The organism is Bombilactobacillus thymidiniphilus, from assembly GCF_023380245.1.
Lineage (GTDB): Bacteria > Bacillota > Bacilli > Lactobacillales > Lactobacillaceae > Bombilactobacillus > Bombilactobacillus thymidiniphilus.
Genome location: NZ_CP093365.1, coordinates 166,702 through 186,958, shown reverse-complemented (window position 1 = coordinate 186,958; position 20,257 = coordinate 166,702). Strand labels below are relative to the sequence as shown.

Genomic DNA, 20,257 nt, shown 5'->3' with positions numbered 1-20,257 from the left:
AGTGAATGCTTTTTTTAGGAGACTATCTTGGTTAACGGTTGGATTTGTTCCCAGCCGTATTCAGCTTGCGTTTTTAAGAGGATTTCTGCGCAAGCCACAGTATCAAAAAGCGCATTATGATGTTGCTTTAAATCAATATTCAACGCCTGAGATACGGTATTTAATTTATGATTGGGTAAATCAGGATAAAAACGTCGTGAAGTACGCAAAGTATCAATACAGTTATAGGTTGGTGTTTTGATATTTGAAGCGGTCAATGTAGCTTTTAAGACTCGATTATCAAAGGCTGCGTTATGGGCGGTAATTAAATGGTTCAAATCAAATAATGGTGCAATGTGGGGCCAAATTTGGGCAAAAGTTGGTGCGTCTTCAACATCTTTCGGACTAATATGATGAATAGCAATATTTTTACGGTTAAATGGTTGTTGTGGATTAATTAGGGTATAAAAAGTATCAATAATTTGATTATTATTGATTAACGCAATTGCTAAAGAACAGGCGCTAGAAGCTTGAAAGTTAGCTGTTTCAAAATCCATTGCAATAAAATTCATATTCTCACTTCTTTCTTGCAAATAATTTCAGAATTTAATTATATACTAAATAATAATGATTGGTGAAACGTTAAAAATAATAATACTGTGATAAAATTAATTCATGACAAATTTGCAAGGACTAGTGATTAATGACTACTGAAATATTGAAGTTACCAGTTGAAATCAAGGTTAATGAACCTTTAAGTAAATATACTTTTACAAAAACTGGTGGACCAGCGGATTTTTTAGCGTTTCCTAAAAATGACGCTGAATTGAAACTGTTAATAAATTATGCGTTAGATAAAATGCCGATAACAACTTTGGGAAATTCCAGTAACTTAATCATCAAAGATGGTGGAATTCGTGGTTTAGTAATTATGTTAACTAAGTTTATGGTTATTAAAGTACAAAATAATCAGATTATAGCTCAAGCTGGAGCATCACTGATTGATGTTACTAAAGCCGCTAGCAAAGCGCAATTAACAGGATTGGAATTTGCTGCGGGAATTCCTGGAAGTGTTGGTGGAGCAGCCTTTATGAATGCTGGTGCATATGGTGGCGAAGTGGCTGAAGTTATAACTGCCATTACCGAAATTTTGCCGGATGGTCGTGAGGTTACGTTAAGAGGTTCTGATTTACATTTTGCTTATCGACATAGTGTGGTACAAGAAAATCAAGGGATTGTTACCGCGGTTACTTTCACTTTACAACCTGGCAAGCAGCCCGATATTCAAAATAAAATGGATGAATTGAATGCTTTAAGAGCTTCTAAACAACCGCTGGAATATCCTTCTTGTGGGAGTGTTTTTAAAAGACCAGCGGGTTATTTTACAGGACCCTTAATTATTAAAGCTGGTTTGCAAGGTAAAATTATTGGTGGCGCACAAGTTTCGATGAAACATGCAGGATTTATTATTAATTTAGGTACTGCTACGGCAACGGATTATTTGACTTTGATTCAATTAATTCAAAAAACGGTACAACAAAAATTTAATGTCAAACTAGAAACGGAAGTGCGGATTATTGGTGAAGATCGGAGTAAGTAGGGTGATTACATGGCTAACATTTTAAATCATTTATTTACTATTAACACATTAACTAATATTATTGATATTGTTTTTGTTTGGTTCTTGATTTACAAACTTCTGATGATGATTCGTGGTACCAAAGCGATCCAGCTGATTAAAGGTTCTTTGATCATAATTGTTATTAAGTTAGTGAGTTGGTTTTTCAATTTACGTACTTTAGCTTATTTAACTGATCAAATTTTTAATTGGTCTGTTATTGTTATTATCATTATTTTTGCTCCCGAAATTCGTCGTGGTTTAGAAAAATTAGGACGGATGCCAATTTTTTTTCCAGTTAGGAATGAACAAAAAGATATTGCTGATAATTTAATTGCGGCTTTGGATAAAGCAATTCAATATATGTCCAAAAGACGAATTGGTGCTTTAATTACTTTGCAGATGGATACAGGTTTGGAAGAATACATTGAAACTGGAATTCCTATGGATGCTAATATTACTGGTGAATTGTTAATTAATATTTTTATTCCTAACACGCCATTGCATGATGGTGCAGTAATCATTAATGATAATAAGATTGCTACAGCTGCCGCTTACTTACCCTTATCAGAAAGTAATGCAATTCCCAAAAAATTGGGTACCAGACATCGAGCAGCAGTAGGGATTAGTGAGGTTACGGATGCCTTGACCATTGTTGTATCTGAAGAAACTGGCGAAATTATGATCACGCACAATAATCATATGATGTTAGATTTAAGTCAGGAAGATTATTTGAATTACTTGAGGGCTCAATTAGAACCAAAAAATACTAAAACTAATTCCTTTTTATCTAGTTTGTTACCACATCGTAAGAAGGGAGAGCGTTAATGAAAAAGTGGCGTAAATTTGCTAATTCTAAATATTTTTATATTTTGTTATCTTTTTTAGTTACAATTTGGATTTATTGGAGCGTCTCTTTGCCTAGTATTGGTAGTACGCGAAGTGGTTCTGCAATGGGTAACACAACGAATGCAAATCGCACTACGACTTTGAATATGAAATTGGAGTTAAACTCGGATTCGAAAAATTATTTTATTACGGGTTACCCTAAAAAAGTAGCAGTGAAATTACAAGGCCCAGAAGCCTTGGTAACAGCTACCAAAAATACCAGAAATTTTACGACTTATTTAGATTTGCATAATTTAGGTATTGGTCATCATCGTGTTTTGGTTCGGCAGAGTGGTTTGAATAATAATTTAAAGTATTCTATCAAACCGAGATATGTTAATGTTGATATTGAACCACGATCAGAGCGTATTTTCCCAATCCAAGTCAAATATAATTTGAAAAATATTGCTAATGGTTATCAAGCTAGTGAGGCAACTGTTACTCCACAGGTGGTGCATGTGGTAGGTGCACGTGATGAAGTACAAAGGATTGATCAAGTTGTGGCACGTGCTAAATTGGCTAAAGATACTTCCACTAATTTTCATCAGGAAGTAATGTTGCAAGCTTTAGATGATCAAGGGCGAACGCTGTCTGTTTTATTGAGTCCGCAAACTGTGCAAGTTAGGATTGGTGTTTTTGTACCAAGCAAAAAAGTTAATTTAAAATTTGTGGCTAAAAATGCCAATCAAAATTATACTAATTATAGTTTTACTTCTGATGTTAAAGAAGTTAAAATTTTTGCGAAACAGTCTGTTTTAGATCGGATTGATCATTTGGAAATTCCAATTGATATAAATAAAGTTGGTTCCAAGAAATCAACTGTTATTACTATCAATCAAGTGAATTCTGATATTATAGATTCTAGTCCACGTACGATAAAAGTTTTTATCAAAAATAATAATGATGCTGACAATTAATATGGCAGCTTAATTGAAGAGGAGAACAATGGTTAAATATTTTGGTACTGATGGTGTTCGTGGTATTGCGAACAAGGAATTAACACCGGAACTAGCATTCAAATTAGGACGAGCTGGGGGATATGTTTTATCGCAACAAAAAGATAGTGATGATGATCGTGCAACCGTTTTAGTAGCCCGTGATACTCGTAAATCAGGTCATATGTTACAAATGGCTCTAGTTTCAGGATTATTGTCTGTTGGGATTGAAGTTTTAAATTTAGGAGTGATTACAACACCCGCAGTAGCTTATTTAGTCAAGGTTCAAGACGCAGATGCTGGAATTATGATCTCAGCTTCCCATAATCCGGCTAGTGATAATGGTATTAAATTTTTTGGACCTGATGGCTACAAATTAAAGGATTCTACTGAAGAAGAAATTGAGCATTTTCTAGATCAAGAAGTCGATGAACTACCACGTCCATCAGCTGAAGGAATTGGCACTTTTGAAGATTACAAAGAGGGATCGCTAAAATATTTAGAGTTTTTGAAGCAAAGTATTTCAGAGGATCTATCAGATTTACGTGTTGTTCTAGATGGTGCCAATGGTTCCACTAGTAATTTATTAACAAAATTATTTGCCGATTTGAATGTTGATTTTACAACGATTGCTACTAATCCAGATGGTGTAAATATCAATAATGGCGTCGGTTCCACTCATCCTGAAAAATTGGCACGTGAAGTTGTGAAGCAAGGGGCTCAAATTGGTCTGGCTTTTGATGGAGATGGTGATCGTTGTATTGCTATTGATGAAAAAGGTAACATTGTTGATGGCGATAAAATTATGTTTATTTTAGGCAATTTCTTTAAGGCTCATGGTCGCTTGAAAAAAGATACTATTGTTACCACAGTGATGAGCAATTTGGGTCTTTACAAGGCCATTGAAGCTAATGACATGAAATCGGTGCAAACTGATGTTGGTGATCGTAATGTGGCTGCAGAAATTGTTAAAAATGGTTATAATTTGGGCGGCGAACAATCTGGTCATATTATTATTTTTGATGTTCATAATACTGGTGATGGTATGTTGACAGGAATTCAATTGTTGAATGTTATCAAGCAGACTGGAATGACTTTGTCACAATTAGCCCAGTCGGTAAAGACTTATCCACAACGCTTGGTAAATGTTAAAGTTTCTGATAAAAACAATTGGAAGAACTATCCAAAAATTACGGCCGCTATTGATGCTGCAGAACAAGAAATGAATGGTGATGGTCGAATTTTAGTACGACCTAGTGGCACAGAAGCACTACTACGTGTCATGGTGGAAGCACCTAGTGAGGAAGCTGCATATCGTTTTAGTAATCAAATTGCGCAAGTTGTTGAAGTAGAAATGGGCTTAGATCAATAAAAAAATCTCCGGATTAATTTAAATTAGTCTGGAGATTTTTTTATTGTGGGATCTCTATTTTGTTTTTTGGTCTTTAATAGCTTGGGCTAAAATCGCACTTTGACCAAAATTATCGCTAGCTTCATTAGGTACAATTACTAAATTAGTATTTGATGTGGCTAGTTTTTCGTAAGCGTTGATTGACTGATTACGAAAGTATTTATTGTCAGCCTTGGCTAAACCTGCCTGAACTGTATCAATTCGATAACGCTCAGCATCTGCTTGAGTTTTAGTAGCTTGAGCTTGCGCTTGGGCAGTAGTAATTAAAGCATTATTTTTAGCATCGTTAGTCAGACGAATTGACTCTGCCTCACCTTCTGCTTTGGCGATCGCTGCGATTCTCTCACGATCAGCAGTTAATTGCTTATCCATTGCTTTTTGGATTTCTTGTGAAGGCAGTAGTTCGTCAATATTAATACGATCTACGTTAATCCCATAGGTACTTGTTAGATCACCGATTGCATCGGCTAAATCGGCATTAATCCGTGCTGTAGAACCCAGGGCATCATTTAGATCCATTCGTCCAATGATATCACGCAAATGTCCCCGAACTAGCTGGGACATTGATTCAATAGAATCTGTATTATTATATTGATATTTAACAGCATCTGTAACATGGTAATTTAAGGTTACAGATGTGGATACTTCTGCATTATCTTTAGTTATTATTGAATAATGGGGTAATTCTAGTGGACGCATAGCTAAATTGACTGTTTTGATGCTTTGAGCAATAGGCACATAAAAATGTAATCCAGATTCTACTTTATGTTTATATTTACCAAATGTTGCCACTAAGCCTTCACAATTTTGTGGCACAATTTTAAATCCTAAGGGCATAATCATTCTCCTTTGATTTTTATGATTAAATACTAATGAAAAAGAGTAACACTAATTTATTATAGCAAGTAATATGGGTAAAATATATAGCTCCTAATTAGGTATATACCATTTCGCAAAATTTATTGACATATGCTGATAACGTTATTATCATATCAGTTGTTAGCTACCGCCCATTTCGCGGTACTTATCTATACCAATTTTAGGGGGGATACAACTTATGTGTGGAATTGTAGGAGCTGTTAGTGGAACTGACATAACTAACATCTTGATTAATGGTTTAGAAAGATTAGAATACCGTGGTTATGATTCAGCAGGAGTTTATATTACTGACGGTGAACATGACACCTTAATTAAAAAAGCGGGTAAGATTGTCAATTTAAAAGAAGCTATTAACGATCGGCAGTTAGGTAATAGTGGAATTGGTCATACTCGTTGGGCTACTCATGGTCAACCTAGTGAAGCCAATGCACATCCTCATTTTTCACAAGATCATCGTTTTTATTTAGTGCATAATGGTGTCTTAGAAAATACAGAATCATTGAAAGAAACTTATTTAAGCAATGTTTCATTTGCCAGTACAACAGACACTGAAGTAATTGTTCAATTAGTTGATTATTTTGTTTGTCATGAAAAATTGGCAGTTTTTGTAGCTTTTGAAAAAGTCCTTTCCTTAATCAAGGGTTCATATGCGATAGCATTGATGGATCGTCAGCAACCTGAGCAAATTATGATTGCTAAAAATAAGAGCCCATTATTGATTGGTGTCGGTGATAAAGCTAATTTTATTGCTTCTGATGCTGCGGCAGTATTGGAGCAAACACATACTTTTATGGCGATTGCAGATGGTGAGCGCGGAGTCATTACGAAAGATAAGATTCAATTATTTGATGCCCAAGATCAAAAAGTAAATCACAAAACTTATGAAGTTAAATTAGATTCTAGTGATCTATCACTGGGTGCTTACGATAGCTATATGTCAAAAGAAATTGATGAGCAACCTGCTGTTTTGCGTCGGATTTTAAAGCATTATTTTCCAGATCAGCAATTAAAAATTAATAATCAATTATTACAGCAAATAGCCGCTAGCGATCGTATTTATATTGTGGCTGCCGGTACTAGTTGGCATGCTGGATTAGTAGGAAAGCAATTATTTGAAGATTTGACCGATATTCCGGTGGAAGTGCAGTTAGCTAGTGAATTCGGGTATCATTTGCCCAAATTGTCAGCTAAACCGTTCTTTATTTTCTTGAGCCAAAGTGGTGAAACTGCAGATAGCCGGCAAGTTTTGGTGGAGCTTAAAAAATTGCATAAACTTACACTAACTATCACTAATGTGGAAAATTCGACTTTGGCCAGAGAAGCCGACTATAGTTTAGCCTTAAAAGCTGGTCCAGAAATTGCTGTGGCTTCCACGAAAGCTTATATTGCGCAAATTGCGGTAGAAGCAATTTTAGCCAAAGCGGTCGGTGAAAATTTACATTTGACAACTGCACAATCTTTTGATGTGCAGCAACAACTTTCTTTAGCTGCTAGTGCTATTCAGACATTAATTGACAAAAAAGATTTAATAGAACAATTAGCAGCAACTTATTTTGATAACCAAGAATCGGCTTTCTTTATAGGTCGGGGTAACGGCTATTATTTAGCTTTGGAAGCCTCTTTAAAATTAAAGGAAGTATCTTATGTACATTCAGAAGGTTTTGCTGCGGGTGAGCTAAAGCACGGAACAATTGCCTTGATCGAGCAAGATACTCCGGTGATTGGCTTTGTCGTTGAAGAAAAAACGGCTGAGTTGACGCGTGGTAATATTCAAGAAGCTGCCAGTCGAGGTGCTAATACTTTGATTATTAGTACAGAAAAGTTGCAGCAAAAACAAGATCAATTAGTAATTGCTGATTTAGATGAGCATATTTTACCAATAGCAGCGATTGTACCTGCTCAATTGTTGGCTTATTATGTTGCTAAAAAGCGTGGTAATAATGTGGACCAACCGCGTAATTTAGCTAAAAGTGTTACTGTTGAATAATTGCCTCAAAATGATTGAAGCTATCTTAATATTTTGGTATGATAATATACGGCTTTGTCAATAATACTAATTTAGGAAGAAGGAGTTAGCGTATGTCAGGACATTCCAAATGGCATAATATTCAAGGACGTAAAAATGCCCAAGATGCAAAACGTGGTAAAATTTTCCAGAAGCTTTCGCGCGAAATTTATATGGCAGCAAAGGGTGGTGATCCTGACCCTGCAAATAACGCAGCCCTTCGTTTGGTAGTAGATAAAGCGCGTGCTGCTAATATGCCTAAAGATAATATTAAACGGGCAGTTGAAAAAGCTGCTGGTGCTGGTGGAGAAAATTACGAAGAAATCACTTATGAAGGCTATGCTCCTGGTGGAGTAGCTGTTTTAATTCATACTTTAACTGATAATAAAAATCGCACAGCTACTTCTGTCCGTGTGGCAGTAACGCGCAACGGTGGTAGTATGGGGGCAGCTGGCTCAGTGGCTTATTTATTTGATCGTAAAGGGTATATTGTCATTGATAGATCGACTACTGATTCTGATGAAGATAAGATGTTAGAAGCTGTTATGGAAGCTGGAGCTGATGATTTACAAGTTTCCGGTGATGCCTTTGAAATTTATACAGGTGCGAAAGAATTCACTGAAGTTCGTGATGCTTTGGAAGAGATGGGTTATGAGTTGGCTAACGCTACTTTGACAATGATTCCACAAAATACAGTGCCTGTACCGGAAGATAAGCAAGAGCAATTTGCTAACATGATTGATCAACTGGAAGACGATGAAGATGTTTCTGAAGTCTTTACAGCAGCAGCTGATTTTGCTGATTAAATAATAAAATAAAAATTAATTCAAAAAACTTTCTCATTGTGGGAAAGTTTTTTTGTTTTTTTCAGTATTTTAATATTGAAGGGAGAAAATTATGCCACCAGAAATTTATACGCAACAATTATTACAATTTGCTTGTCAAAGGGAAGTATCCGATATATTTTTCTTACCTAAAGGTACGGAAACCATTATCAAAATGCGCGAAATGGACGGTCTACATGATTATCAAATTTTAGATTTTGCTTTTGCGCAAGGTGTAGTTAATTACTTGAAGTTTACGGCTGATATGAATATTAGCGAACATCGGCGCCCACAAGTAGGTGCGCGGAGTTTTTATCAGCAGCAACAAACTGTTAATCTAAGATTGTCTAGTGTAGGAGATTTTTCTAATCAAGAATCGTTAGTTATTCGTTTGATTTACCCTTTGAAACAAAATGCGCAAGCCGAGCAACTGGAGCACGTGGCTACGCAAATTATGCAACAAACCGGTTTAATCTTGTTTAGTGGTCCCACTGGATCAGGTAAAACGACCTCTATGTATTATTTGGCTAAAAAATATGCACAAAATAAATTTGTTTTAGCAGTGGAAGATCCAGTTGAGGTTATTGAACCAGATTTTTTACAGGTACAGGTTAATAAGCGGGCTCAGATGGGATATGCAGATTTAATTCGAACATCGTTGCGACATCGACCGGATATTTTAATCTTGGGCGAGATTAGGGATGAAGAAACGGCTCGTATGGCTTTGAGAGCAGCTTTAAGTGGGCATTTGGTTATTTCTACAGTACATTCGCGAAATAAGTACGCTGTGGTAGGACGTATGATGGAATTAGGTATTAACCAAAGTGAATTGGAGTCTATTTTAACTTGTATTATTTATCAACGTCTGTTGCCTCAACAAAATAATACTGTGAAAACTTATCAAGATTTGTTAGTCGGTGAGGATTTACGTAATGCAATTCATATCCCACAAAGTAACAATGAAGATTGGCAGCTTTTACTACAAAATGATTTGCGTAAAGGACTAATTGATGAAGAAACTTATCGCTTATACAAAGCAGGATAAATTCACTAAAGCTCAGCAAGCAGATTTTTTAGTCACGCTGGCACAACTAATAAAAAATGGATTTTCATTAGAAGTAGCTTTGGATTCTATGCAATTAATTTATCCGCATAAAAAAGTTATTTTGGTGCAAATATTGCAGCAACTGCATTCAGGAGTTAATTTAGCTCAATCATTACTGAATACGGGTTTATCTAAAACAATCATTAGTCAAATTGCAATTGCTGATGTTCATGGTAATTTGGTGCAATGTTTAGAAGAAAATGCAATGACTTTAAAAACTACTAGTAAAAATATGAAAAAAATATTGGATCTTTTGGCTTATCCTTGTTTTTTATTATTTAGTTTAGGAATGTTATTGATTTTTTTGAAAGTAGAATTGGCGCAACAATTACCCAAAATTAATATGAATTTTACTATTAAAGCTATTATAACAGGAGTTATGGGTTTGCTAATTATCTTGGTCATAGGTGAATTATGGTATTTATACAAAGCTAGTGATCTTGTTAAAGCGTTACATCAAATACGCTGGCCTTTTGTTGGTAATATTTACCAGGATTATTATTACTATGTTATTTTGACAGCCACTGCAACTTTTTTAAAAAGTGGTCTGTCTTTAAAAGATATTTTAAATACTGGACGGCAATTAACTAGTGGATCTTTGCAACAACAATTAGCTATTACTGTTCAAAAGCAAATTATTAAGGGCTTGTCTTTGTCACAAATCATCAAATCAAATAAATTTTTACCTGCTGAAATTGATATGGCGTTGCAACTAGGGCATCAAGCACCCCAATTAGCGATTGAATTACAAACAATTGCGGAAATAAAACATCAAAATCTACAAGGAAAGATTCAAAAGTTAATTAATAAAATTCAACCGATCTTTTTTATATTAGTTGCGGGTTTAATTTTTGGTACTTATCTTAGTATCTTATTGCCTATTTATTCAATGATGAAAGGACTATAAATTATGAAATCACTTAGGAGAAAAAAGCAATCAGCATTTACGTTAATTGAAATGGTCATCGTACTTTTTATTATTTCTTTATTGTTGCTAATAATTATTCCAAACATTAATTCACAGAAAAATTCAGCAAAAAATAAAACTGATGCGGCTTTTAAAACAACTTTGCAAACACAAGTTGATATGTATGATGGTGATAACCCAACATGGGGTAAACTGCAAAGCGATAATTATTTATCTTCAGCACAAGTTAATAAAGCTCAAAAAGAAGGTTATGCCATTGAAAATGGTACAGTTGTGGGACCTAAGAAATAAGCATTATGGTTTTACACTGGCAGAAGCAGTTATTACATTGGGTCTAGTTAGTGCAGTATTGTTAATTCCGACGATTAATTATAAACAGCAATTACCTTTACAACAAGAACAACTGACAATGATTAATTTTGAGAATAATTGGAATAATACACTTAAAAGTGCCTTTTTAAAACAAACAGGTGGTAATATTCAATTTGATAATACTAAGCATCAAATTAGATACCATCTAATTGGCACAAATGACAATCAAATTCAAAAATTTCCAACTGATTTAGAATTTGAAATAGGAAATATAAAAAATAGTAAAAATAGTATTAGTTTTAAAACAGCTGATTCTGTTATGCCACAAACAATCAAAGCATATTCCAAAAGTTCACAAAAGTATTACTCGTATACAATTCAAATGGGATGGGGGCGTTTGATTGCGAAAAAAACATAAGGCTTTTTTATTATCAGATAGTATTTTGGGTTTTTTTATTACGCTGCAAGCATTATTAATTATTCCAATATGCATCATGCCTGCCCAACAAAAGCTAAAACAAGTCCAACAAAAGACATTTTTTAAGGTAGCAATTTATCAAAAATTACAGCATTCGACGCTCAATAAGCTAACTTTAAATAATAAATTATTTGTAGTAGAACAAAAGGGAGATTGTATTGAATCTTGGTATCATGATAAAGGGATGCGCTATGATCAAAAGAAGCAAACGTTCGGCATTCTTACTAAGTGAAGCAGTTGTTTCATTATTTATAATGATTTTAGCATTAAGTATATTATTATTTTTAATTCAAACTTATCATCAGCAACAAAAAGTATTATTTCATGCTAATAGTTCCTGGTTGATTTCTGTGTCGGAATTAGAAGAATTAACCGTGCATTCGTCATTACAAAATGTAACTACTGATGGGGTTACTTTTGTAACTGATAATGATTACAAGAAGCCACATAAAATTTATCGTTTGCAAATTTATCATGATATGCTACGCATGACCGGACAAATTCACGGACATATGCCTGTGTTGATTAATCAAAAAAGCATTAATTTAATGGTTGTTAATAATACTGTAAAAATATCAACTATTGACCAGCTAAATCGAAAGTGGGAATATTATCTTGACTTCAAGTAATAATAGGCACAAAGACAAAGCTATGGTTTCACTTACAGCACTATTCGTTCTTAATTTAGAGTGTATCTTTTTAATAGTTTATTTAAATTTTTATCAACAAGAAATGAAATTTGAGCAGCAATTAGATCAATTCTATACTGAGAAAATTTTAAATTTTGCCAAATGAGCTAGTGTTCGTTAATATATTAATGAAAGTGGATCATTGGAGATGGTAAATTGACTAATAATCATAAACAAATTGATAAAATTTTTGAATTTATAGATCAAACAGCACTCAGTTTAAAAAAATATTTAAATATTAATTATCAAGAAGCACTTGCTGAGAATATTTTGAACGTTGTTAACCGAGACACTTATGTAGAGGATGGCTTTCCCACCAAAGAACAAGCGGATAATTTAAATCAGCAATATCGTAAATTTGATCTAACAGATTATACAGTATCTGATGTTAAGCATGCTATAGATTTAGCAATTATTAAGGCACAAAATACAGATAAAGTTGATGTTAACCATTTAATGACACCAGATGTCATTGGAACAATCAGTTCTTTGTTGCTAACGGAAATATTTGCTGACAGTACCAAACAAAATCTTAAACTGATGGATCCAGCAGTAGGTACGGGTAACTTACTATTGACAACAGATCAGCAATTAGGGCTAAATAGTAAATTAAAGTTGCAATTATATGGTATAGACAATGATGATACAATGCTAGCGTTAGCGGATGCCACAACACAAGCTATCCGAACAGAAATTGATTTATATCATCAAGATGCAGTTTCTGATTGGATTGTTAATGATTTTGATCTAATATTGACGGATTTACCTGTTGGATATTATCCATTGGATAATAATACGCTAAACTTTAAAACACGTGCTGCAAAGGATCACTCATATGCACATCATCTATTAATGGAACAAGCTATGAATAATGTGCATCCCAATGGAATAGGTGTTTTTATCGTTCCGGCGCAGATTTTTGAAACAGATCAGGCTAAGTCATTAGCAGAATGGATGGTTAAAGAAGTATACTTGCAAGCCGTTATTAGTTTGCCCCAAAGCTTGTTTTCGAGCAATGAAGCAGCTAAATCTATTGTTGTTTTGCAAAGGAAAGGCGATAAAGCTAAGCAAACGCCACAAGTTTTGATGGGGCAAATTCCTAACTTAGATAATACTAAAGACGTAGCATTGTTCAGGCGGCAATTAGTTACTTGGAGTCAACAAACTTTTTCATGGGAGGCATAGAAATGACTAATAAGATTTTGGTGGTCAATTCTGGAAGTTCAACATTAAAGTTCAAGTTGTTTGATTTAACAAATGAGGAAGTAATTGTTAAAGGAATGGTAGATCGCCTAGGTAGTGATCAATCGGTGTTTGAAATTACTTATGATGATCACAAATATTCTTATCAAAAACCCTTAAAAACCCATACGCAGGCAGTAGATTTTTTGATTGAAAAATTATTAGATTTAGGAGTCATTCAAGATGTTTCAGATTTATCAGGTGTAGGACATCGAGTTGTTTCAGGTGGACCTTACTTTGATGACTCCGTTTTATTAGGCAAAGAACAAATGGCTAAGTTACAAAGTATTGATGAGTATGCTCCGCTGCATAACCCGGCTGAACGCAAAGGAATTGAAGCTTTTGCTGAGATGTTGCCTGATGTGCCCCAAGTTGCAGTTTTTGATACAACTTTTCATAAGAACTTGCCTAAGATGAATCAAGTTTATTCAATTGCATCTGAATATGATGAAAAATACGGTACCCATAAATACGGTGCTCATGGTACTAGTCATGATTATGTAACGCATCGTGCGGCGGAATTTTTACAAAAAGATTATACTAAACTTAAAATGATTAGTTTGCATATGGGCAGTGGTGTTTCTGTTACGGCTGTGAAAGATGGCAAGTCTTTTGATACTTCGATGGGCTTTACTCCAATTTCGGGGGTAACAATGAGTTCACGTGCTGGTGACATTGATATTTCGTTGGTTGCTTTCCTAATGAAAAAGTTAAATGTTACAGATATTCAAGAAATGATTAATATTTTGAATAATGAATCAGGATTGAAGGGTATTTCAGGGATTTCTCCTGATATGCGTGATTTAATTGCCGCCAAAGACACTGATCCTAAAGCTCAATTAGCTATTGATGTTTTCATAAATCGAATTATTAAATATATTGGTAGTTATGTTGCTGAAATGCAAGGATTGGATGTCTTGATTTTTACAGCTGGCATGGGTGAAAATAATCCATATATTCGGAAGGTCATTTTAGATAGTTTTGCTTTCATGGACGTAAAAGTTGATGAAAAAAGTGATTTTGATGGATCTGGTATCCGTAAAATAACGACTGCTGATTCAAGCGTAACAGCTTTAGTCGTGCCAACCGATGAAGAATTAATGATTGCTCGTGAATTTGATCGCTTAGTAAATCATAATTAAATTGTCTAAGCACTTATTATATAAAATGAGTGCTTTTTTTGTGCTTTGTGTTAAAATAAATACTATGAATGCTTTCGGGGATGTTATGGATTCGACATATATAGTTGAACGCTAACTGCATCTCGTAGGTTACGTCTACGTTAAAACGTTACAGTTAAATTATAACTGCAAAAAATAATAACAATTCTTACGCATTAGCTGCTTAATAACAGTCTAATGTGTGATCTGATCAATTTTGACCATGGGTTGAATCAGGTCTTAAAAAAATGGTCTACGTTTAATTGTGCCACCTTAGCAATTGAAAAGAGTTTTTAAGGCTAGCTACTGAGGTTAGCTGCGTTGCATGGCGTTCTTAGTAGTAAAATAAAGATAGTGCAACTATGGATGTAGATGTTAGTGTGGCAGTATGTATGGACAGGAGTTCGATTCTCCTCATCTCCATTGTGGATTTTCCAAACAATTCCATTCATTTCTTAAATACCTTTAAACCTAGTGTTTAAAGGTATTTTTTTATTATTACTTAATTTGTAGACAAAAAAATAAACATCCACCAGCAAAACTGATGGATGTTTTAGAACAATTTTTATTAGATTACATAAAAGATACAACTGCTTGGAAGATAACACCGGCCACAATCACAATCAACATGAACCAAATAAAAAATTGAGTAATACGTGCAAAAGTACTTTTCTTTTTCTTCAAGTGAATCCACCTAACTATAATATCCTATACTCATTTAACAATATTAAGCAAAATAATGTTAAAAAGCAAATGGTAATTTGTGATAGTTTATTTAAATGTGGTGATAAGTGGTGGATTGTGGTACCATTCAACTATGGATATGAGGTATTGATTATGTTTATGGGTGAATTTCATCATAATATTGATGCTAAAGGTCGTCTTATTGTACCCGCAAAGTTTCGCGCGGAATTAGAACAAGGCTTTATTTTAACGCGAGGTATGGATGGCTGCATTTTTGGGTATCCATTGCAGCAGTGGCAAAAGTTAGAACAGCAATTACAACAATTACCATTGACTAAGAAGAAAGTTCGATTCTTTGTTCGCTTTTTTTACGCTTCAGCTGGTCAATATCAATTGGATTTGCAAGGGCGGGTAAATATTGATCCAGTTTTAATTGAATATGCAGAACTAAAAAAAGATTGTGTCATTGCTGGTGTTTCTGAACGTTTTGAGATTTGGAATGCGTATAAATGGGCTCAGATTAGTGAGCAAACTGCGCAAAGTTTTGATTTACTTTCAGAAGAAATGCATGATTTGGTTGACTTTGATTTATAGGTAGGAGAATTAAGATTAATGTTTCAGCACGAAACTGTTTTGTTGCAACAAACTGTAGATGCCTTGCATGTTCATGATGGTGGTACTTATGTCGATGCGACTTTTGGGCGTGGTGGTCATACGCGTTATTTATTAGCGCAGGGACAAAATTTGCAAGTTTTTGCTTTTGATCGTGATCAAAGTGCAATTGATGCCGGTCAAAAATTACTAGAGCAAACCAATAAAAAAACTAGCAACCATTTGGAATTAATTAAGGCTAATTTCACCGATTTGGCTAGTGCCTTAGATAACCACTTGATTGATGGAATCTTGTATGACTTGGGTGTTTCCTCACCACAGTTTGATGATCCAAAACGTGGTTTTAGTTATCGTTATGACGCGCGTTTGGATATGCGCATGGATCAAACGCAGGATCTAGATGCATATCAAATAGTTAATACTTGGACTGCACAGCAATTGATACAAATTTTACATCGTTATGGTGATGAAAAATTCGCACAAAGAATCGCTAATAATATTATACAGCAAAGATCTAATCGACCTATTTTGACAACATTGCAATTATCTGAAATAGTTAATAATTCTATTCCGGCAGCTGCGCGCCGTAAGATGAAAAAAAATCCTTCCAAAAAAACATTTCAAGCCATTCGAATTGCTGTCAATGATGAATTATCAGCTGTGCACGATTCTTTAGAAGCTGCGATCAGTTTATTAAAACCTCAAGGGATTATTAGTGTAATTACATTTCAATCACTGGAAGATAAAATTGTCAAGCAAATTTTTCGTCAACGCAGCATGGATAAAGCGCCACGTGATTTGCCGGTAGTGCCAAAGCAATTGCAACCAGAACTTAAATTACTTACCAAAAAACCGATATTGCCGTCAGCACTGGAGCTAGAACATAATCGTCGTTCGCACAGTGCTCGATTGCGAATCGCTCAAAAAAATTAATTAACTTATATAAAAGAATAGAGATGTTATTATGTCACAAAATGCATTACGTCAGCTAACTGACCATCAGCATACTGCTAATGACTCTTCGCCAGTGGTTGATAATACTATCAAAAGTGCCATTCAGGTTAATAGTAATTCGGTACCTTTTTCTAAAATGGAGAGGTTCTTGGTTGTGGCAATCGGTTTGTGCATTTTGACAATGATGATAGCATTGATCTTTATTCGGACAAGTAATGCACAGTCACAAAGAGATATTCAAGATTTTGCTACTAAAACTACTAAAGTAACTAATAAAAATTCCAAATTACAGCAAGAAATTAATGAGCTAAGTAATTCTGGCCGGTTGTTACAGATTGCACAAAAGCGTGGTTTTAAATTGCAGGACAATAATATAAGGAATATTTCGAAATGAATCGAAGCAATAATGATCAAAAGAAGCAACTTCAAGAAATTAATAAGGCAAGACGTGATCGAAGAATCATTGGTAGATTCTTTTTAATCGTTATTGCCTTCTTTTTTGTACTTTGTATTGGTCGTTTTACTTATATTGCTGTAAGTGGACATGTTGGTAGCGTTAATTTGTCACAACGTACTAAAGATAAATATCGTGATCAGCAAGTTTTGCCAGCACAACGAGGTAGTATTTTAGCAGAAGATGGTTCTAAAATTGCTTACAGTGATGAATCATATCAGATCTATGCTGTGGTCAATAAAAAGTATCATGGCTTAAATAATAAGCCACTTTATGTAGTAAATAAGAAAAAAACAGCACATATTCTTAGTCAATATATTCCCTTGGATGAAGATAAAATTTATGATATTTTAAATACTCATGATAAAAAAGCTTTTCAAGTTGAGTTTGGCAATGCTGGCAATAATATTAGTTTAAGTGTTAAAGAAGCGATTGATAAGCATAAACTGCAGGGGATTTATTTTAATAATTTACCACAAAGAGCTTATCCGAATGGTATTTTTGCCTCTAATACAATTGGTTTGATCCAAGGACATGCTAAAGATACAAGCACTCATTTTAAGGGGATTATGGGAATTGAAAGTAATTATAATGATCTTTTGCATGGTACTAATGGCCTAGATACGCGTTACATTGACCCAAATGGCTATACTTTGCCGCAAACGCATGACAAAGTTAAAGAGCCAAAACAGGGCGATAATATTTATACAACTATTAATGTTAATTATCAGCATTATTTGGAACAGTTAATGAGTAATGTAGACCGCAAATATCGTCCTGAATCTATGCAAGCGATTATTACAGATCCTAAAACAGGGGATATTTTAGCAATAACGCAGCGCCCCACTTTTAATCCGGATACTAAAGAAGGTTTGAGTGATGCTTGGAGTAACTTCAATATACAAGACCAATATGAGCCTGGTTCTGTTTTTAAAATTTTGACTTTGGCTGCGGCAATTGAATCGAAACATTATAATGGTAATCAATATTATCATTCGGGATCAATTAAAGTTGGTGGTCGAACAATTAAAGATTGGAACACATCAGGTTGGGGTGATATCCCGCTGAGTCAAGCTTTTCCACGGTCCAGTAATGTGGGGATGGTTTATTTAGAGCAACAAATGGGTGCTAATACATGGCTAAATTACTTAAAGAAATTCCATATTGGGCAAAAAACAGGTGTAGCTTTACCAGATGAAGTAACCGGAAATATTAATTTTCAGCATGCTTCCGACCAGGCAATTACGGCTTTTGGGCAAAGTGTGGATGTAACTGCGATGCAAATGGTTCAAGCAGTGGGTGCGATTGGCAACAAAGGTACTATGATGAAACCGCGTCTAATTTCTAGAATTGAAAATCCAAACAATCATCAAGTAAAAAAAATAGCACCACAAAAAGTTGGTAAACCAGTTTCTTCAACCACTAGTAAAGAAGTTCTTGATGCTATGCGTGATGTTGTTCAGCAAGATTATGGGACAGGATCAGCTTATAAAATTGCTGATCAAGATATTGCTGTGAAAACTGGAACTGCACAAATCGCGGGTAATAATGGGAGTTATTTAGCAGGCAGTAATGATTATCTTTATTCAGTAGCTGGGTTGGCACCGGCCAGCAATCCGAAATATTTGGTTTACATCACGATGAAAAAACCTCAGATTAACACCGAAGCACCAGAAAAAATGTTATCAGAAGTTTTTAATCCAATGATGCAACGTTTGCTAGGAACAGGTAAAATAGAAAATATTACTTCAGCAAATACTGATGTAGAAATGTCAGATGTTACCAATCAGTCGTTGTCTACGGTACAGCAAAAATTGGATCAACAAAAATTAACTTATGGAATTGTGGGTACTGGATCGACGGTTGTACAACAATTGCCGCTGAAGGGAACGAAACTTTTGTCTGGTCAAAGAGTTATTTTATTGACTAACGGAGCAATGACAATGCCTGATGTTACTGGTTGGTCCAAAAATGATATTTTAAAATTATCAGAAATTACTGGTAAAAAAGTTATTTTTAAAGGTAAAGGTTATGCTAAGTCACAAAGCGTGTCTCCAAATGCGGTTTTAAATAACGTTAAGCAAATTGTAATTCATCTAAAACAATAATTTAGTGAGGGACTTAAGAATGAATCATATTAATTTAATAGTAGCTGTACTCAGTAGCTTAGTGCTCGTATTGCTTGTTCTACCATTATTTATTAAAATGATGGTGAGCAATCAGGAAGGACAGCAAATTAGAGAAGATGGTCCTAGTTGGCAAGAATATAAAGCTGGAACACCGACCATGGGTGGAGTAGTCTTTTTGATTGCAATTGTTGTAACTAATATATGGATCAGTGCTTGGCAATCAGCTTTTTCTACAGATATTTTATTATGTAGTTTAATTTTATTATTATTTGGGTTAATTGGTTTTTTGGATGATTTTTTAAAGCTAAAAAATAAACGAAATTTGGGATTATTAGCTTGGCAAAAATCCACTTTACAAATTGCATTTGCTTTAGTTTTTTGTTTTTTGTATTTCTATTATCAATTGCCAACTGACCTAGCAATTGGCAATTATATTATTCATTCTAACGTTATCTTTGTTCTTTTTATTTTGTTTTGGCTGGTGGGCTTTTCTAATGCTGTGAATTTAACTGACGGTTTGGATGGCTTAGTTTCTGGTTTAGCAATTATTGCCTATGCAACTTATGCTTACATGGCATTTTACCAACAGGATTGGTCGATTATGCTGGTTTGCTTGAGCGTAGTTGGTGGCTTGCTTGGTTTTTTGGTCTTCAACCATAAACCAGCCAAGATTTTTATGGGTGATGTTGGTTCGTTAGCTTTAGGAGCTGGCTTAGCAGTAATCGCTATTTTACTGGGGAGTCCATGGTCTTTGCTGTGGATCGGCATTGTCTTTGTTATTGAAACTTTAAGTGTTATTTTACAAGTAGCCGTTTTTAAAACTACGGGACGCAGGCTCTTCAAGATGTCACCGATTCATCATCATTTTGAGATGTCTGGTTGGTCAGAGTGGAAAGTGGTTAGTGTTTTTTGGCTGGTTGGTTTAGTAGCGGCAATCAGTTATTTGATTATTTTTGTAATGTAAAGGAATA

At 34.6% G+C, this 20,257-nt stretch carries 22 protein-coding genes and 1 other RNA gene; 20 read left to right on the top strand and 3 right to left on the bottom strand.

The genetic code is table 11. The features are described from left to right. Nucleotides 1-14: 14 nt before the first annotated feature. Nucleotides 15-551, bottom strand: a complete 537-nt coding sequence (locus MOO47_RS01010; protein WP_249512999.1) for a 3'-5' exonuclease — start codon at nt 549-551, stop codon at nt 15-17. Nucleotides 552-682: 131 nt separating this feature from the next. Between MOO47_RS01010 and murB the strand changes: the two genes are divergently transcribed. Genes murB through glmM form a run of 4 tightly spaced genes read left to right on the top strand, consistent with a single transcriptional unit; the run spans nt 683 to nt 4,792 of the window. Next, complete coding sequence (gene murB / locus MOO47_RS01005; protein WP_249512998.1) at nt 683-1,579, top strand: UDP-N-acetylmuramate dehydrogenase; 897 nt, start codon at nt 683-685, stop codon at nt 1,577-1,579. Between the two features lie 9 nt (nt 1,580-1,588). Then, nucleotides 1,589-2,425 (top strand): diadenylate cyclase CdaA, encoded by an 837-nt coding sequence (gene cdaA / locus MOO47_RS01000; RefSeq protein WP_249512997.1) that lies wholly within the window; start codon nt 1,589-1,591, stop codon nt 2,423-2,425. After that, nucleotides 2,425-3,402: a CdaR family protein gene (locus tag MOO47_RS00995; RefSeq protein ID WP_249512996.1), complete on the top strand. Its 978-nt coding sequence runs from the start codon at nt 2,425-2,427 to the stop codon at nt 3,400-3,402. Before cdaA ends, MOO47_RS00995 begins: the two co-directional genes overlap by 1 nt. 28 nt (nt 3,403-3,430) lie before the next feature. After that, nucleotides 3,431-4,792: a phosphoglucosamine mutase gene (glmM, locus tag MOO47_RS00990; RefSeq protein WP_249512995.1), complete on the top strand. Its 1,362-nt coding sequence runs from the start codon at nt 3,431-3,433 to the stop codon at nt 4,790-4,792. A 54-nt stretch (nt 4,793-4,846) separates the two neighbouring features. Here the strand turns inward: glmM and MOO47_RS00985 are convergent, their stop codons facing one another. Continuing rightward, complete coding sequence (locus MOO47_RS00985; RefSeq protein ID WP_249512994.1) at nt 4,847-5,668, bottom strand: SPFH domain-containing protein; 822 nt, start codon at nt 5,666-5,668, stop codon at nt 4,847-4,849. A gap of 220 nt (nt 5,669-5,888) precedes the next feature. On the opposite strand from MOO47_RS00985, the gene glmS reads away from it, so the two are divergent. The 11 genes from glmS (at nt 5,889) to ssrA (ending at nt 14,879) form a co-directional block, all read left to right on the top strand. Continuing rightward, entirely contained in the window at nt 5,889-7,697 is a 1,809-nt protein-coding gene (gene glmS / locus MOO47_RS00980; RefSeq protein ID WP_249512993.1) for a glutamine--fructose-6-phosphate transaminase (isomerizing), read from the top strand. A gap of 92 nt (nt 7,698-7,789) precedes the next feature. Further along, on the top strand, nt 7,790-8,521 hold the full coding sequence (locus tag MOO47_RS00975; RefSeq protein WP_249512992.1) for a YebC/PmpR family DNA-binding transcriptional regulator: 732 nt from the start codon (nt 7,790-7,792) through the stop codon (nt 8,519-8,521). A 91-nt stretch (nt 8,522-8,612) separates the two neighbouring features. Then, nucleotides 8,613-9,584, top strand: a complete 972-nt coding sequence (gene comGA / locus MOO47_RS00970; RefSeq protein WP_249512991.1) for a competence type IV pilus ATPase ComGA — start codon at nt 8,613-8,615, stop codon at nt 9,582-9,584. Continuing rightward, on the top strand, nt 9,550-10,551 hold the full coding sequence (locus MOO47_RS00965) for a type II secretion system F family protein (protein ID WP_249512990.1): 1,002 nt from the start codon (nt 9,550-9,552) through the stop codon (nt 10,549-10,551). The genes comGA and MOO47_RS00965 overlap by 35 nt, the downstream gene beginning before the upstream one ends. A 3-nt stretch (nt 10,552-10,554) precedes the next feature. Beyond that, nucleotides 10,555-10,863: a competence type IV pilus major pilin ComGC gene (comGC, locus tag MOO47_RS00960; protein ID WP_249512989.1), complete on the top strand. Its 309-nt coding sequence runs from the start codon at nt 10,555-10,557 to the stop codon at nt 10,861-10,863. Next, complete coding sequence (locus tag MOO47_RS00955) at nt 10,829-11,302, top strand: hypothetical protein (RefSeq protein WP_249512988.1); 474 nt, start codon at nt 10,829-10,831, stop codon at nt 11,300-11,302. The genes comGC and MOO47_RS00955 overlap by 35 nt, the downstream gene beginning before the upstream one ends. Beyond that, entirely contained in the window at nt 11,286-11,594 is a 309-nt protein-coding gene (locus tag MOO47_RS00950; RefSeq protein ID WP_249512987.1) for a hypothetical protein, read from the top strand. Before MOO47_RS00955 ends, MOO47_RS00950 begins: the two co-directional genes overlap by 17 nt. Then, nucleotides 11,554-11,991, top strand: coding sequence for a ComGF family competence protein (locus MOO47_RS00945; RefSeq protein WP_249512986.1), 438 nt, complete (start codon nt 11,554-11,556; stop codon nt 11,989-11,991). The genes MOO47_RS00950 and MOO47_RS00945 overlap by 41 nt, the downstream gene beginning before the upstream one ends. A gap of 216 nt (nt 11,992-12,207) precedes the next feature. Next, nucleotides 12,208-13,236, top strand: coding sequence for a class I SAM-dependent methyltransferase (locus MOO47_RS00940; RefSeq protein WP_249512985.1), 1,029 nt, complete (start codon nt 12,208-12,210; stop codon nt 13,234-13,236). A 2-nt stretch (nt 13,237-13,238) separates the two neighbouring features. Continuing rightward, nucleotides 13,239-14,435 (top strand): acetate/propionate family kinase, encoded by a 1,197-nt coding sequence (locus tag MOO47_RS00935; protein ID WP_249512984.1) that lies wholly within the window; start codon nt 13,239-13,241, stop codon nt 14,433-14,435. A gap of 76 nt (nt 14,436-14,511) precedes the next feature. Then, nucleotides 14,512-14,879: a transfer-messenger RNA gene (ssrA, locus tag MOO47_RS00930) on the top strand. A 147-nt stretch (nt 14,880-15,026) separates the two neighbouring features. On the opposite strand, the gene MOO47_RS00925 is transcribed toward ssrA, so the two are convergent. Further along, nucleotides 15,027-15,137, bottom strand: coding sequence for a DUF4044 domain-containing protein (locus MOO47_RS00925; RefSeq protein ID WP_249512983.1), 111 nt, complete (start codon nt 15,135-15,137; stop codon nt 15,027-15,029). Between the two features lie 153 nt (nt 15,138-15,290). Here MOO47_RS00925 and mraZ point away from each other — a divergent pair, with 153 nt between their 5' ends. The 5 genes from mraZ to mraY are packed head-to-tail and all read left to right on the top strand — an operon-like array spanning nt 15,291 to nt 20,250. Further along, nucleotides 15,291-15,731: a division/cell wall cluster transcriptional repressor MraZ gene (gene mraZ / locus MOO47_RS00920; RefSeq protein WP_249513504.1), complete on the top strand. Its 441-nt coding sequence runs from the start codon at nt 15,291-15,293 to the stop codon at nt 15,729-15,731. Nucleotides 15,732-15,749: 18 nt separating this feature from the next. After that, nucleotides 15,750-16,682: a 16S rRNA (cytosine(1402)-N(4))-methyltransferase RsmH gene (rsmH, locus tag MOO47_RS00915; protein ID WP_249512982.1), complete on the top strand. Its 933-nt coding sequence runs from the start codon at nt 15,750-15,752 to the stop codon at nt 16,680-16,682. Between the two features lie 31 nt (nt 16,683-16,713). After that, the gene (gene ftsL, locus MOO47_RS00910) at nt 16,714-17,097 is read left to right on the top strand and encodes a cell division protein FtsL (RefSeq protein WP_249512981.1); all 384 of its coding nucleotides are present in this window, start codon (nt 16,714-16,716) and stop codon (nt 17,095-17,097) included. Beyond that, nucleotides 17,094-19,265: a penicillin-binding transpeptidase domain-containing protein gene (locus tag MOO47_RS00905; RefSeq protein ID WP_249512980.1), complete on the top strand. Its 2,172-nt coding sequence runs from the start codon at nt 17,094-17,096 to the stop codon at nt 19,263-19,265. The genes ftsL and MOO47_RS00905 overlap by 4 nt, the downstream gene beginning before the upstream one ends. Nucleotides 19,266-19,284: 19 nt before the next feature. Then, on the top strand, nt 19,285-20,250 hold the full coding sequence (mraY, locus tag MOO47_RS00900) for a phospho-N-acetylmuramoyl-pentapeptide-transferase (RefSeq protein ID WP_249512979.1): 966 nt from the start codon (nt 19,285-19,287) through the stop codon (nt 20,248-20,250). Nucleotides 20,251-20,257: the final 7 nt, after the last annotated feature.